The organism is Citrobacter sp. wls716, assembly GCF_005280975.1.
Taxonomy (GTDB): domain Bacteria; phylum Pseudomonadota; class Gammaproteobacteria; order Enterobacterales; family Enterobacteriaceae; genus Citrobacter; species Citrobacter youngae.
In genome coordinates this window covers 37,629-51,929 of record NZ_SZWX01000023.1, presented here as the reverse complement: position 1 = coordinate 51,929, position 14,301 = coordinate 37,629, and the positions used below count along the sequence as shown (strand labels likewise).

The following is a 14,301-nucleotide window of genomic DNA, read 5'->3' as shown; positions in this document are numbered from 1 at the left end:
TGCTCCTTTAATTATGCGCCATTCTTCAAAGACTCAAGATACTCCCAGCGCTCAAAGGCTTGCTCAAGTTCTTGTTCTGCTTCGTTCAGATTAGCTAACACCTGTTGCGTTTGCTCGTGCGGCTGACTAAAAAACGCGGCGTCAGCAACCTGAGTCTGTAAGGCTTCCAGCTTAGCTTCCAGTTCTTCAAGCAGCGCAGGAAGCTGCTCCAGTTCGCGCTGTAGTTTATAGCTTAGTTTGCTGGTGCCGCGTTTTACAATTTCTGCTTTAGGCGCAACAGTTTCCTCCGTTTTTTTCTCAACGGGTTGTTTAAACGCCACATACTGTGTTTGTTGGCCACGCGCGTCATGATAGCCGCCCACATAACGACCAATTTTGCCGCCACCTTCAAAAATCCAGCACTCGGTAACAGTATTGTCAACAAACTGACGGTCGTGGCTTACCAGCAATACGGTCCCCTGATAACCGTCAATCAACTCTTCGAGCAGTTCCAGCGTTTCGACGTCGAGATCGTTGGTGGGTTCATCGAGAATTAACAGATTGCTGGGTTTCAGGAACAAACGCGCCAACAGCAGGCGATTGCGTTCCCCGCCAGAGAGAGCACGTACTGGCGTCATCGCACGTTTCGGATGGAACAGGAAGTCCTGAAGATAGCCCAGCACATGGCGCGGCTTACCGTTCACCATCACCTCTTGCTTACCTTCAGCAAGGTTATCCATCACGGTTTTATCCGGATCCAGTTCAGCACGGTGCTGGTCGAAATAGGCAACTTCCAGTTTCGTCCCGACGTGGATGCGACCACTGTCGGCCTGTAATTGTCCCAGCATCAGCTTCAGCAGCGTTGTTTTGCCGCAGCCGTTAGGCCCAATTAAGGCAATTTTGTCGCTGCGCTGCACCTGCGCGGAGAAATCTTTCACCAGCTGCTTCCCGTCAACCTGGTAATCAACATTCTCCATTTCGAAAACAATCTTGCCTGAGCGGCTCGCTTCTTCGACCTGCATCTTCGCTGTGCCCATCACTTCACGCCGCTCGCCACGCTCGCGACGCATGGCTTTCAGCGCACGCACGCGGCCTTCATTGCGGGTTCGACGCGCCTTAATCCCTTGACGGATCCAGACTTCTTCCTGCGCCAGTTTGCGGTCAAATTCCGCGTTTTGTAACTCTTCTACGCGCAATGCTTCTTCTTTATCCAGCAGATACTGATCGTAGTTCCCGGGATAGGTCACCAGCTTGCCGCGGTCGAGATCGACAATGCGCGTCGCCATATTGCGAATAAATGAACGGTCGTGGGAGATGAAAATGATTGTCCCATTGAAGGTTTTCAGGAACCCTTCCAGCCAGTCGATGGTTTCAATATCCAGGTGGTTCGTCGGTTCATCCAGCAGCAGTACGCGCGGGTTACTTACTAACGCACGGCCCAGCGCCGCCTTACGTAACCAGCCGCCGGAAAGCGATGCCAGCTCCATGTCTGCTTCCAGGCCAAGCTGTTCCAGTACTTCATTAATACGGTTTTCCAGCTGCCACAGATTATGGTGATCCAGCTGTTCCTGAACCTTCGCCAGTTCCTGGAGGTTTTTATCACTCGGGTCGGTGATCACCAGATGCGAGATATCATGATAACGCTTGAGGTAAACCGCCTGTTCTGCAATCCCTTCGGCGACGAAATCGTAGACGCTACCCTGCACGTTGCGCGGCGGATCCTGCTGCAGACGCGCCACAACCAGATCCTGCTCATAAATAATACGCCCATCGTCAAGACCCTGCTCACGGTTCAGGATCTTCATCAGCGTCGATTTTCCCGCGCCGTTACGGCCTACCAGACAGACGCGTTCGTTATCCTCGATATGCAATTCTGCATTATCAAGAAGTGGCGAATCGCTGAACGACAGCCATGCGCCATGCATACTGATCAATGACATTTATTTTTCCTTTCAGGCTGCGGTAATCAGCCAGCAGTTGTGGATCTGACGGTTACGGGCAAAGTCCTGGGAAAGCGTTTTTTGGGTAATTTCTTGTGCTTTCAATCCCAGTTCAGCCAGACCGTCGAGGTCCATACGGAATCCACGTTTGTTGTTGGAGAACATAATCGTGCCGTCTTTACGCAGCAGGCGTTTCAGATCTTTCATCAGCGCCAGATGATCGCGCTGCACATCGAACGAGTCTTCCATACGCTTAGAGTTAGAGAACGTCGGCGGATCAATGAAGATCAGATCAAACTGTTCATTGGCATCACGCAGCCAGCCCAGGCAGTCGGCCTGAATCAAGCGGTGCGCACGTCCGCTTAACCCGTTCAGTCGCAGGTTACGCTCTGCCCATTCCAGATAGGTACGCGACATATCTACCGTTGTGGTGCTGCGCGCACCGCCCAATCCCGCATGTACGCTGGCGCTGCCGGTATAGGAGAACAGGTTAAGGAAGTCTTTCCCTTTGCTCATCTGCCCCAACATGCGGCGTGCAATTCGGTGATCGAGGAACAGGCCGGTATCCAGATAATCGGTCAGGTTTACCCACAGGCGCGCGTTATACTCGCTCACCTCAATGAACTCGCCCTTCTCGTTCATTTTCTGGTATTGGTTCTTTCCTTTCTGGCGCTCACGGGTTTTCAGCACCAGTTTGTTTGGTGCGATTTCCAGTACCGACAGCGTTGCGGCGATAATGTCGAACAGGCGTTGACGTGCTTTCTGCGCATCAACCGTCTTCGGCGGCGCATATTCCTGAACCACGACCCAGTCACCATAGCGGTCCACTGCAACGTTGTATTCCGGCAGGTCAGCGTCATACAGGCGATAGCATTCAATCCCTTCCTGACGTGCCCATTTTTCCAATTTCTTAATATTCTTGCGCAGGCGGTTGGCATAATCTTCCGCCACCGTTGCAGGTTTGCTGTCAGCGGTCGTTTCTGCAACGTGATAGTTCTTCTGTACACAATCCAGCGGGCCATTTTTCGCTTTAAACTGTTTATCCGCACGCAATTGCAGGCTGCTGAGCAGATCCGGCGAGGCGCTGAACAGCGACAAATTCCAGCCGCCAAACTGGTTTTTCATCGTGCGTCCCAGCAGGCTGTGCAGAGCTATCAACGCCGGTTCGCTATCCAGACGTTCGCCGTATGGCGGGTTGCTGATAACCGTACCATACGGTCCTTTCGGCAGCGGGTTGCTCAGTTTAGCGACATCTTTAACTTCAAACGTCATCAGATCGGCAATACCGGCGCGGCGAGCATTACTGCGCGCTTTTTCAATTACCCGCGCATCGCTGTCAGATCCATAGAAGTGCGAGGTATAGTCCGCCAACCCTTTGCGTGCACGAACCTGTGCTTCGGCTTTGACTTCTTGCCAGACGACTTCATCGTGCTGCGCCCAACCGTTGAAGCCCCAGTAGCCACGGTGCAGGCCCGGCGCGCGATCGGTTGCCCACATCGCCGCTTCAATCAGCAGTGTGCCGGAACCACACATCGGATCGAGTAACGGGGTTCCCGGCTGCCAGCCAGAACGCATAACAATAGCGGCGGCCAGCGTTTCTTTAATCGGCGCCTGACCCGCGCGATCGCGATAACCACGCTGATGCAGGCCGTCACCGCTCAGATCGAGGGCGATGCTGGCGGTATCTTTGTTCAACCAGACGTTAATGCGCAGATCGGGTGATTCACGATCTACGTTCGGACGCGGCAGGTTTTTACGGGTAAAGGCATCGACAATCGCATCCTTTACTTTCAGTGCACCGTACTGACTATTACGAATCGTCTCGTTCAGGCCGCTAAAATGCACGGCAAAGGTGGCACCAGGATTAAATATCTCTGTCCAGTCGATTGCCTGAACGCCGAGGTACAGATCAAGATCGCTGTAGACCTTGCATTCTCCCATCGGCAGGATAATGCGCGAGGCCAGGCGGCTCCACATCAGGCTCTGGTAAACAAGCCGCGTGTCGCCCTTAAAATGGACCCCACCCTGAACGACCTGGCACTCCAGCGCGCCGAGGTTTTCCAGTTCAGTTTTTAACAGCTCTTCCAGCCCGCGGGCCGTACTGGCAAACAGAGAATTCATAATGTCACTTTTACTCCAAGAAAATTGCTGCGCATTATAGCTAATATGGGCTGTATGTCATAAAGTTGAAGGCTTATTTTCATTCGAGGGGCTGTACAGTGGTCACGTTAACCCGACTTTTTATCCATCCGGTTAAATCAATGCGCGGCATTGGGCTAACGCACGCCCTGGCAGATATCAGCGGCCTTGCCTTTGATCGCATATTTATGATCACTGAACCTGACGGAACGTTCATCACTGCCCGACAGTTCCCGCAAATGGTCCGCTTTACCCCTTCTCCTTTCCACGATGGACTGCATCTTACGGCGCCAGACGGCAGCAGTGCGCTCGTACGATTTGCCGACTTCGCCGCCCAGGATGCGCCAACTGAAGTATGGGGAAATCATTTTACCGCGCGAGTAGCACCAGCGGATATCAATCGCTGGATCAGCGGTTTCTTTTCCCGTGATGTGCAGTTGCGTTGGGTTGGCCCGCAACTTACGCGCCGGGTAAAGCGCCACGATGACGTTCCCTTATCCTTCGCCGACGGTTATCCCTACCTGCTGACCAATGAAGCGTCGCTACGCGATCTGCAACAGCGCTGTCCGGCAAGCGTCAAAATGGAACAGTTTCGCCCTAATCTGGTGATTTCAGGCGCTGGCGCCTGGGAAGAAGATACCTGGAAAGTGATTCGCATCGGCGACGTCATTTTTGATGTGGCAAAACCCTGTAGCCGCTGTATTTTCACTACCGTCAGCCCAGAAAAAGGCCAGAAACATCCGTCTGGCGAGCCACTGGCAACGCTGCAAACCTTCCGCACGGCGGCGGACAACGGTGATGTCGATTTCGGCCAGAATCTCATCGCCCGTAATAGCGGCGTAATTCGTGTAGGTGATGAAGTCGAAATACTGGCGACCCGACCCGCCCGGCTGTACAGCGCGACGGAATCTGATGATACGGCTTTGCAACAACAACCCGATGCAACAGTGATGATTGACTGGCAGGGTCAAACGTTTCGCGGAAATAATCAGCAGGTATTGTTGGAACAGCTGGAAAACCAGGGGATCCGTGTTCCCTACTCGTGTCGTGCGGGAATTTGCGGATGCTGCCGGATTCGGCTGGTAGAAGGCGAAGTCAACCCACTGAAAAAATCAGCGATTGGCGATGACGGAACGATTCTTTGCTGCAGTTGTGTACCCAAGACAGCAATCAGGCTGGAAAGTTAGACCGCCTGCTCAAGGTTGAAACTGTCGACAATTGCCTGTGGTTTCAGTCTGTCATTCATGATTTTAATCGCATCGCCAAGTTGCATGGTGCGACCAGCGATGACCACTCCGGGCTGCGCAAGCAAACACAGTGCGGCATTTTCACCCGGCTCGACCACTAACAGATTTACCTGTTCTTCGGTATCGCTTAAATCCACACAGGCGGCGTCACCCACGGTTGGCGACCAGTTAATACCGTGCGCAACAAAGTGCCAGCTTTTTGGCATTTGCGGTTTAAGATACCGAATAGCCACCAGCGCATTTAGCACCAGTTCCGCTTTTTGTTCTTTAGCTAAATCCAGATAACGGCATTTTTCTTCGAAGGAGAAATAAAGCGCGGCGTCATCAACACAAAAACCAGATGGAGAAAAAGCATCAGGCGTGAGCATTTTACGCGCAAAACGCGAGCGGAATAACATGCCATTGGCTAAATCGAGCATCATACGATCGTGCTCTTCATCATAATACCAGCGCCAGTTATCGTCGGGTTTAATTCGCATCAGTTTCTCTCCTTTCCTTAATCATCGCCATTACGACAGTATCCTTTTGCCGCTTCGTTTATTGCCTTAATAATAAAAGCTCAGAATGTTTAAATAAGCAACAGTAAAGGAATATAAAACAACCAGGGCCAGAAATAAAGCCCTGGTTGTCGGATTAAGGCATAGATCAGATATTGCTGACGATTTCTTTAATCAACGGCGGACCTTTAAAAATAAAGCCCGAATAAATCTGTACGAGGCTTGCGCCGGCAGCCATTTTTTCCCGCGCGGCAATCACCGAGTCGATCCCGCCAACACCAATAATTGGCAACTGCCCTTTTAATTCCTGAGACAACTGGCGAATAATTTCTGTACTTTTTAATTGCAATGGTCGCCCGCTCAGACCACCCATTTGATCGCAATTTTTCATTCCCTGAACGAGCGAACGATCGAGCGTGGTGTTAGTCGCAATTACGCCATCAATATTATGCCGAACTAAACTGTCAGCAACCTGGATCAGTTCTTCCACAGAAAGATCCGGCGCGATCTTTACCGCCACCGGCACATATTTATGGTGGATCGCTTGCAGATCGTTTTGCTTATTTTTAATAGCCGTCAGCAGATCGTCCAGAGCCTCGCCGTATTGCAGCGTACGTAATCCCGGCGTATTCGGTGAAGAGATATTAATCGCAATATAACCTGCATAAGCATAGACTTTTTCCATACAAATCAAATAGTCATCTTTGCCATTCTCTACTGGGGTATCTTTATTCTTGCCAATATTAATCCCCAGAATACCGTCAAAATGCGATTTTTTAACGTTCTCAACCAGGTTATCAACACCCAGGTTATTAAACCCCATGCGGTTGATCAAACCTTCTGCATCAACCAGACGGAACAGACGCGGTTTATCGTTACCCGGCTGAGGACGCGGCGTCACGGTACCTATTTCAATTGAGCCGAATCCCATCGCGCCAAGTGCATCAATGCACTCCCCGTCTTTATCCAGTCCGGCAGCAAGACCGAGCGGGTTTTTAAACGTCAGCCCCATACAGGTAACCGGTTTTGCCGGTACTTTCTGGCGGACAAGCGCTTCAAGCGGCGTGCCGGTAATGCGACGTAACTGCTGGAATGTCAATTCATGAGCGCGCTCTGGATCGAGCTGAAAAAGGGCTTTACGAACGAAGGGGTAGTACATGAACTCTCCTGGATTCCCGGTGTGCAAACCGGGGGCGTATTATGTGCGATCGCGAGCAAAAAGGGAATTGACCTGCGGCAATAAATAGCAATCGTTTTCCTGGCCCCTGCCTTTTTATTCAATTTCCAACTTTTCTATCCCGTATAAATCATTTCGATAAACAAAATCTCTCTGCCAGACTGCATAAATTGTTATCAATGTTAACTAAAAGCAAACAATTAGTTATAAGGAGAGGTTGAAATTATGCGCGTCATTACTCTGGCGGGAAGCCCACGCTTTCCCTCTCGCTCCAGCGCGTTACTGGAATATGCCCGAGAAAAACTCAACAGTCATGATGTCGAAGTCTTTCACTGGAACCTGCACAATTTTGCCCCGGAAGACCTGATCTATGCCCGTTTTGACAGTCCGGCGTTGAACACATTTATCGAACAATTGCAGGATGCAGACGGGCTGATTGTCGCAACACCAGTCTATAAAGCCGCTTACTCTGGCGCACTGAAAACGCTGCTCGATCTGCTCCCCGAGCGGGCGCTGGAAGGAAAAGTGGTGTTGCCGCTGGCGACCGGCGGCAGCGTGGCGCATTTACTGGCCGTCGATTACGCGCTGAAACCGGTACTGAGTGCGTTAAAAGCCCAGGAGATCCTGCACGGCGTATTTGCCGATGATTCGCAGGTCATCGATTATCAGCATAAACCGCAGTTTACGCCCAACCTGCAGCAGCGCATGGATAGTGCGCTCGACACCTTCTGGCTGGCATTGCATCGTCGCGATATCCAACTCCCTCAACTGAATGCCCTGCGAGGTGCCGCCCATGCTTAATCTGCTCAAACGTCACACGTCGTGGTTCACACTGGCTGGGCTGCTGTCACTGTCAACGCTGGCGCACGCCGCAGAACCTGCGCCCGATGCTCTACGCATTGGTTATCAGAAAGGGAGCGTCAGCATGGTGTTGGCCAAAAGCCATCAGCTACTTGAGAAACGCTACCCGCAAACCAAAATCTCGTGGGTTGAGTTCCCTGCCGGGCCACAAATGCTGGAAGCGCTCAATATCGGCAGTATCGATCTCGGCAGTACGGGTGACATTCCACCCATTTTCGCCCAGGCCGCGGGGGCCGATCTGGTTTACGTGGGCGTTGAGCCCCCCAAACCGAAAGCTGAAGTGATTCTGGTGCCGAAAAATAGCCCGATCCAGAACGTCGCGCAGCTTAAAGGACATAAAGTCGCTTTCCAGAAAGGTTCCAGCGCCCACAATTTACTGCTCCGTGCACTGCAACAGGCTGGGCTGAAATTTACCGATATTCAACCGACCTATCTGACGCCAGCCGATGCGCGAGCGGCCTTCCAGCAAGGAAACGTTGATGCGTGGGCTATCTGGGATCCCTACTATTCCGCCGCGTTATTGCAAGGTGATGTACGCGTGCTGAAAGACGGCTCAGACCTCAAGCAAACCGGTTCGTTTTATCTCGCCGCACGTCCTTATGCCGAAAAAAATGGCGCTTTTATTCTTGGCATACTGAATACCTTTAGCCAGGCCGATGCGTTAACCCTCAGCCAGCGCCAGCAAAGCATTGCCCTGCTGGCTAAAACCATGGGCCTGCCTGAGCCGGTAATTGCCTCTTATCTGGATCACCGCCCGCCAACCACCATTACGCCCGTCAGCGACTCTGTTGCTGCGCTACAGCAACAAACCGCGGATCTGTTTTATGACAACCGTCTGGTGCCGAAAAAAATCGATATTCGCCAGCGTATCTGGCAACCCACTCAGCAGGCAGGAGAAAAATTATGAGTCTGAACATGTTCTGGTTTTTACCCACCCACGGTGACGGTCATTATCTTGGAACGGAAGAAGGTTCGCGCCCGGTCGATCACGGATATCTGCAACAAATTGCGCAAACGGCCGACCGTCTGGGGTTTACCGGCGTGCTGATCCCCACCGGTCGCTCCTGCGAAGATGCCTGGCTGGTCGCCGCCTCGATGATCCCGGTCACCCAGCGGTTAAAATTTTTGGTCGCGCTACGCCCAAGCGTCACCTCGCCGACGGTTGCCGCGCGTCAGGCAGCAACGCTCGACAGGCTTTCTAATGGTCGGGCGCTATTTAACCTGGTGACCGGCAGCGATCCGCAGGAGTTGGCTGGCGACGGCGTGTTCCTCGATCACACCGGGCGCTATGAAGCCTCTGGCGAATTTACTCAGGTCTGGCGGCGCTTGCTGCAAGGTGAAACGGTGGATTTCAACGGCAAACATATTCATGTTCGCGGGGCAAAACTGTTCTTCCCGCCGATCCAGCGGCCACATCCTCCACTCTATTTCGGCGGCTCGTCTGACGTCGCACAAGATCTGGCCGCCGAACAGGTTGATCTCTACCTGACCTGGGGCGAGCCGCCCGAACAGGTGAAACAGAAGATTGAACAGGTGCGGGCTAAAGCGGCGGCGCGCGGGCGTAAGATCCGCTTCGGTATTCGTCTGCATGTGATCGTACGGGAGACAACGCGCGAGGCATGGCAGGCAGCGGATCGTCTGATAACCCATCTGGATGACGACACCATCGCCAAAGCCCAGGCAGCCTTCTCAAAAACGGATTCGGTTGGTCAGCAGCGAATGGCTGCACTGCACAACGGTAAACGCGACAAACTGGAAATTAGCCCGAACCTGTGGGCGGGGGTCGGACTGGTACGCGGTGGCGCAGGGACCGCACTGGTCGGAGATGGTCCTACGGTCGCAGCGCGTATTAACGAGTATGCCGCGCTGGGAATCGACAGCTTTGTGCTGTCCGGGTATCCGCATCTGGAAGAGGCATACAGAGTTGGTGAGCTGCTGTTCCCGCATCTGGATGTCGCGATACCCGAAATTCCGCAACCGCAGCGCCTGCAACAGCAAGGCGAAGCGGTGGCGAACGAATTCATCCCGCGCAAAGTCGCACAAAGCTAAGGAGCGGCTAATGGCAACACAGAAAAATAGGTGGTTATTGCGCCTCGCGCCCTGGTTTTTACCGGTAGGTCTGGTGGCGCTCTGGCAGCTCGCATCATCAATGGGCTGGCTGTCCAACCGCATCCTGCCCTCACCGGAGGGCGTGGTCGAAGCTTTCTGGACGCTTTCCGCCAGCGGCGAACTTTGGCAGCATCTGGCGATCAGCGCCTGGCGCGCGCTGATCGGATTCTCTATCGGTGGATCGATTGGCCTGACGCTGGGACTGATCAGCGGTCTTTCGCGTTGGGGAGAACGCCTGCTGGATACCTCGGTGCAGATGCTGCGTAACGTACCGCATCTGGCGCTGATCCCGCTGGTGATTTTGTGGTTCGGTATTGATGAATCCGCCAGGATCTTTCTCGTCGCCCTGGGCACGCTGTTCCCGATTTACATCAACACCTGGCACGGGATACGCAATATCGACCGCGGGCTGGTTGAAATGGCGCGCAGCTATGGGTTGTCTGGTTTTTCACTGTTTATTCATGTGATCCTCCCCGGCGCCCTGCCCTCGATTATGGTTGGGGTGCGTTTCGCTCTCGGGCTGATGTGGCTGACGCTTATCGTCGCAGAAACCATTTCAGCCAATGCCGGTATTGGCTACCTGGCGATGAACGCCCGCGAATTTCTACAAACCGATGTGGTCGTGGTGGCCATTATTCTCTATGCCCTGCTCGGCAAACTAGCCGATGTCAGTGCCCAACTGCTGGAGCGAATCTGGCTGCGCTGGAACCCGGCTTACCATGTGAAGGAGGCTACCGTATGAACACCGCTCGCCTGAACCAGGGCACGCCGCTTTTGCTGAGCGCCGTGACAAAACAATACGCCGCCAATACGGTGCTCAATCAGTTAGATTTGCATATTCCGGCCGGACAGTTCGTTGCCGTGGTAGGCCGCAGTGGCGGAGGTAAAAGTACGTTGCTGCGCCTGCTGGCTGGGCTGGAGTCGCCCACCTCTGGCGCATTACTCGCCGGAACCACCCCGCTGGCAGAGATTCAGGATGATACGCGAATGATGTTTCAGGATGCGCGTCTGCTGCCATGGAAGACGGTTATCGATAACGTGGGTCTGGGTCTGAAAGGTCACTGGCGCAATGCAGCCCGAGATGCGCTGGCCGCAGTTGGGCTGGAGAATCGTGCTCAGGAGTGGCCCGCAGCGCTTTCTGGCGGACAAAAACAGCGCGTGGCCCTGGCGCGGGCATTAATTCATCGCCCCGGTCTGCTTCTGCTGGATGAACCCCTCGGCGCGCTGGATGCCTTAACCCGCCTTGAGATGCAGGATCTGATTGTCTCTTTGTGGCAAGAGCACGGCTTTACCGTACTGCTGGTCACCCATGACGTCAGCGAAGCGGTGGCAATGGCCGATCGTGTCTTGCTGATTGAGGATGGAAAAATCGGACTGGATTTAACGGTGGATATTGCGCGACCACGCCGGATTGGCTCGGTGCGTCTGGCAGAACTGGAAGCCGAGGTGTTGAACCGGGTGATGCAGCGTGGCGAGGCAGAACAGTCAATCCGACTGCATGGATAAACATTCAGGACGTTGTAGGCCCGGTAAGCATGAGCGCCACCGGGCATTTTGCCGGATGACGGCGTTACCGCCTTATCCGGCCAACAAAACTACAGGTCAACGTCTCAGGCCAACGCTTTAGTAATTTTCTCGAACAGATCGCCTGACAGATTCTCCAGTCCTTTCAGCTGTTCCAGCGCCGCACGCATCTTCGCCTGACGTTTTGCATCATAGCGTTTTAAACGAATCAACGGCTCAATCAGACGTGACGCCACCTGCGGGTTACGGCTGTTGAGCTCAGTCAGCATGTCCACCAGGAACTGATAACCGCTACCATCTTCCGCATGGAATGCCGCCGGGTTGCTGCCCGCGAAGGCACCAATCAGCGAACGGATGCGGTTCGGGTTACTCATACTAAAGGAACGATGCTTCAGCAGGCCGCGTACCGTTTCCAGCACATTTCTCGCCGGGCTGGTGGACTGCAGGATAAACCATTTATCCATCACCAGACCGTCATGGTGCCATTTGTCGTCGTATTCCTGCATCAGCGCGTCACGACACGGCAACTGTGCTGCGACCGCCGCAGACAGCGCCGCCAGCGCATCGGTCATATTGTTCGCTTCACGGTACTGCTTGCTTACCAGCGTGTCAGCCAGATGGGTTTCGCCAAAGGCCAGGAATCGCAGGCAGGCGTTGCGCAGCGTACGTTTGCCAATATCGCCATGCTCAACGCGGTATTCATCAAGATGATTAGCGTTATAGATGGCGAGGAATTCATCCGCCAGCTCGGCCGCCAGCGTGCGGGTTAACGCTTCGCGTACTTCGGTTATCGCCACCGGATCAATGATGTCGAACAGTTCGGCAATTTCATTTACTGAAGGCAGCGTCAGGATCTCTGCCGCCAGTGCCGGATCGATTTTCTCATCGAGCAGAATCGCGCGGAATGCATCGGCCACGTGGACCGGCAGCGACAGCGGTTGTCCCTGCTGATGACGGGCAACATTGAGCTTAATATAGGTCGCCAGCAGGCTTTGCGCCGCATCCCAACGAGAGAAATCGTTACGCGCATGGCGCATCAGGAAGGTCAGTTGCTGATCGCTCCATTTATATTCCAGTTTCACCGGCGCGGAGAATTCGCACAGCAGCGCCGGAACCGGCTGGAAGTAGACGTTATCAAAGACAAACGTCTGCTCTGCCTGGGTCACGTTGAGTACGGAATTCACCGGGTGCCCGCCTTTTTGTAGCGGGATCACTTTCCCTTCGTTGTCATACAACTCAAGGGCAAAAGGAATATGCAAGGGCTGCTTTTCAGCCTGATCCGGCGTGGCTGGCGTACGCTGGCTGATAGTCAGTGTGTACTGTTCCGTTGCTGGATTGTAGTCATCTCGCACGGTCAGAATCGGCGTACCGGACTGGCTGTACCAGCGGCGGAAATGGGAGAGATCGACGTTCGACGCATCTTCCATCGCCTGCACGAAATCATCACAGGTCGCGGCGCTACCATCGTGACGCTCAAAGTACAGCTGCATCCCTTTCTGGAAGTTAGCCTCACCCAGCAGGGTGTGGATCATACGAATCACTTCCGCACCCTTCTCATATACGGTCAGGGTATAGAAGTTGTTCATTTCAATGACCATATCCGGACGGATAGGATGCGCCATCGGGCTGGCGTCCTCAGCAAACTGCAGGCCGCGCATGGTACGCACATTGCTGATACGGTTTACCGCACGTGAGCCAAGATCGGAACTGAATTCCTGATCGCGGAACACGGTTAACCCCTCTTTCAGGCTCAACTGGAACCAGTCGCGACAGGTCACGCGGTTGCCGGTCCAGTTATGGAAATATTCGTGACCGATGACGCGCTCAATATCGAGATAATCTTTGTCGGTGGCGGTATCGGTACGCGCCAGCACGTATTTGGAGTTAAAGATGTTCAGACCTTTATTCTCCATCGCGCCCATGTTGAAGAAATCCACGGCGACAATCATATAGATGTCGAGATCATATTCGAGGCCAAAGCGCTCTTCATCCCATTTCATGGAGTTTTTCAGCGAGGTCATCGCCCACGGCGCGCGGTCCAGGTTCCCACGATCGACATACAGTTCCAGCGCCACTTCACGCCCGGAGCGGGTGGTAAAGGTGTCGCGCAGCACGTCGAAATCACCCGCTACCAGCGCAAACAAATAGCACGGTTTCGGGAATGGATCCTGCCACTGTACCCAGTGGCGACCGTTTTCCAGTTCGCCCTGCGCCACGCGGTTACCGTTGGAAAGCAGGAATGGATATCTGGTTTTATCGGCAATAATTTTGGTCGTAAAACGCGCCAGCACGTCCGGCCTGTCGAGATACCAGGTAATATGGCGAAAGCCTTCCGCTTCGCACTGGGTACACAGCGCGTCACCTGACTTGTAAAGCCCTTCCAGCGCGGTATTCGCCGCTGGGCTAATTTCATTCACGATACGCAGCGTAAAACGTTCCGGCAGTTGATTGATGACCAGAGCGCCCTCTTCTTCTTTATATGCTGTCCACGGTTCATCATTCACGTGGATTGACACCAGGGTCAGATCTTCGCCATTCAGGCGCAGGGGCGCATCGGATGCACCATGACGGACAGCCTGGCTCACTGCGGTGACCACGGTTTTTTCAGCATCCAGGTCAAAGGTCAAGTCAATATCAGTAATCTGGTAATCCGGCGCACGGTAGTCGTGGCGGTATTTGGCTTGTGGCTGTTGTGTCATAAAAAAACCTTTAGCATCTTTGGTAGAGTCTCGGCTTCAGTCTATTCCTGTTGCGTAAATCACGCTACGCAGAATGTTCATCTTTTCAGGCACAAACGCCCTTTTTGCTACATTTTTATAACACGCGGC

The 14,301-nt window shown here is 53.6% G+C and carries 11 protein-coding genes; 6 read left to right on the top strand and 5 right to left on the bottom strand.

Annotated elements, in window-relative coordinates:
• Positions 1 to 11 precede the first annotated feature (11 nt).
• Both FDX24_RS06180 and rlmKL read right to left on the bottom strand, forming a co-directional pair.
• Positions 12 to 1,919 (bottom strand): ABC transporter ATP-binding protein, encoded by a 1,908-nt coding sequence (locus FDX24_RS06180; RefSeq protein WP_101742826.1) that lies wholly within the window; start codon positions 1,917 to 1,919, stop codon positions 12 to 14.
• 12 nt (positions 1,920 to 1,931) lie between these two features.
• Complete coding sequence (rlmKL, locus tag FDX24_RS06175; RefSeq protein ID WP_101742827.1) at positions 1,932 to 4,040, bottom strand: bifunctional 23S rRNA (guanine(2069)-N(7))-methyltransferase RlmK/23S rRNA (guanine(2445)-N(2))-methyltransferase RlmL; 2,109 nt, start codon at positions 4,038 to 4,040, stop codon at positions 1,932 to 1,934.
• 98 nt (positions 4,041 to 4,138) lie between these two features.
• Between rlmKL and FDX24_RS06170 the strand changes: the two genes are divergently transcribed.
• A complete protein-coding gene (locus tag FDX24_RS06170; protein ID WP_137364002.1) occupies positions 4,139 to 5,245 on the top strand; it encodes a YcbX family protein in 1,107 nt (368 codons plus the stop codon).
• On the opposite strand, the gene zapC is transcribed toward FDX24_RS06170, so the two are convergent.
• The gene (gene zapC, locus FDX24_RS06165; protein WP_061067635.1) at positions 5,242 to 5,784 is read right to left on the bottom strand and encodes a cell division protein ZapC; all 543 of its coding nucleotides are present in this window, start codon (positions 5,782 to 5,784) and stop codon (positions 5,242 to 5,244) included. The genes FDX24_RS06170 and zapC overlap by 4 nt on opposite strands.
• A gap of 166 nt (positions 5,785 to 5,950) precedes the next feature.
• Positions 5,951 to 6,961 carry a quinone-dependent dihydroorotate dehydrogenase gene (gene pyrD / locus FDX24_RS06160; protein ID WP_101742829.1) on the bottom strand — a complete coding sequence of 337 codons (1,011 nt, stop codon included), beginning with the start codon at positions 6,959 to 6,961 and terminating at the stop codon, positions 5,951 to 5,953.
• Between the two features lie 243 nt (positions 6,962 to 7,204).
• Between pyrD and ssuE the strand changes: the two genes are divergently transcribed.
• From ssuE to ssuB, 5 genes are read left to right on the top strand one after another with little or no spacing between them, the layout of a single operon-like run.
• Positions 7,205 to 7,780 carry an NADPH-dependent FMN reductase gene (ssuE, locus tag FDX24_RS06155; RefSeq protein WP_137364001.1) on the top strand — a complete coding sequence of 192 codons (576 nt, stop codon included), beginning with the start codon at positions 7,205 to 7,207 and terminating at the stop codon, positions 7,778 to 7,780.
• Complete coding sequence (locus FDX24_RS06150; protein ID WP_137364000.1) at positions 7,773 to 8,747, top strand: sulfonate ABC transporter substrate-binding protein; 975 nt, start codon at positions 7,773 to 7,775, stop codon at positions 8,745 to 8,747. The genes ssuE and FDX24_RS06150 overlap by 8 nt, the downstream gene beginning before the upstream one ends.
• Complete coding sequence (gene ssuD, locus FDX24_RS06145) at positions 8,744 to 9,889, top strand: FMNH2-dependent alkanesulfonate monooxygenase (protein ID WP_137363999.1); 1,146 nt, start codon at positions 8,744 to 8,746, stop codon at positions 9,887 to 9,889. The genes FDX24_RS06150 and ssuD overlap by 4 nt, the downstream gene beginning before the upstream one ends.
• A 10-nt stretch (positions 9,890 to 9,899) precedes the next feature.
• Positions 9,900 to 10,691, top strand: a complete 792-nt coding sequence (gene ssuC / locus FDX24_RS06140) for an aliphatic sulfonate ABC transporter permease SsuC (protein WP_137363998.1) — start codon at positions 9,900 to 9,902, stop codon at positions 10,689 to 10,691.
• The gene (gene ssuB, locus FDX24_RS06135) at positions 10,688 to 11,455 is read left to right on the top strand and encodes an aliphatic sulfonates ABC transporter ATP-binding protein (RefSeq protein WP_137363997.1); all 768 of its coding nucleotides are present in this window, start codon (positions 10,688 to 10,690) and stop codon (positions 11,453 to 11,455) included. Before ssuC ends, ssuB begins: the two co-directional genes overlap by 4 nt.
• A gap of 104 nt (positions 11,456 to 11,559) precedes the next feature.
• Here ssuB and pepN read toward each other — a convergent pair whose 3' ends face one another.
• Positions 11,560 to 14,172 carry an aminopeptidase N gene (gene pepN / locus FDX24_RS06130; protein WP_137363996.1) on the bottom strand — a complete coding sequence of 871 codons (2,613 nt, stop codon included), beginning with the start codon at positions 14,170 to 14,172 and terminating at the stop codon, positions 11,560 to 11,562.
• Positions 14,173 to 14,301: the final 129 nt, after the last annotated feature.

Excerpts from the sequence above, each read along its gene's own strand:
- FDX24_RS06180 (WP_101742826.1), bottom strand. The coding sequence starts at position 1,919 with ATGTCATTGATCAGTATGCATGGCGCATGGCTGTCGTTCAGCGATTCG.
- rlmKL (WP_101742827.1), bottom strand. The coding sequence starts at position 4,040 with ATGAATTCTCTGTTTGCCAGTACGGCCCGCGGGCTGGAAGAGCTGTTA.
- zapC (WP_061067635.1), bottom strand. The coding sequence starts at position 5,784 with ATGCGAATTAAACCCGACGATAACTGGCGCTGGTATTATGATGAAGAG.
- pyrD (WP_101742829.1), bottom strand. The coding sequence starts at position 6,961 with ATGTACTACCCCTTCGTTCGTAAAGCCCTTTTTCAGCTCGATCCAGAG.
- ssuE (WP_137364001.1), top strand. The coding sequence starts at position 7,205 with ATGCGCGTCATTACTCTGGCGGGAAGCCCACGCTTTCCCTCTCGCTCC.
- FDX24_RS06150 (WP_137364000.1), top strand. The coding sequence starts at position 7,773 with ATGCTTAATCTGCTCAAACGTCACACGTCGTGGTTCACACTGGCTGGG.
- ssuD (WP_137363999.1), top strand. The coding sequence starts at position 8,744 with ATGAGTCTGAACATGTTCTGGTTTTTACCCACCCACGGTGACGGTCAT.
- ssuC (WP_137363998.1), top strand. The coding sequence starts at position 9,900 with ATGGCAACACAGAAAAATAGGTGGTTATTGCGCCTCGCGCCCTGGTTT.
- ssuB (WP_137363997.1), top strand. The coding sequence starts at position 10,688 with ATGAACACCGCTCGCCTGAACCAGGGCACGCCGCTTTTGCTGAGCGCC.
- pepN (WP_137363996.1), bottom strand. The coding sequence starts at position 14,172 with ATGACACAACAGCCACAAGCCAAATACCGCCACGACTACCGTGCGCCG.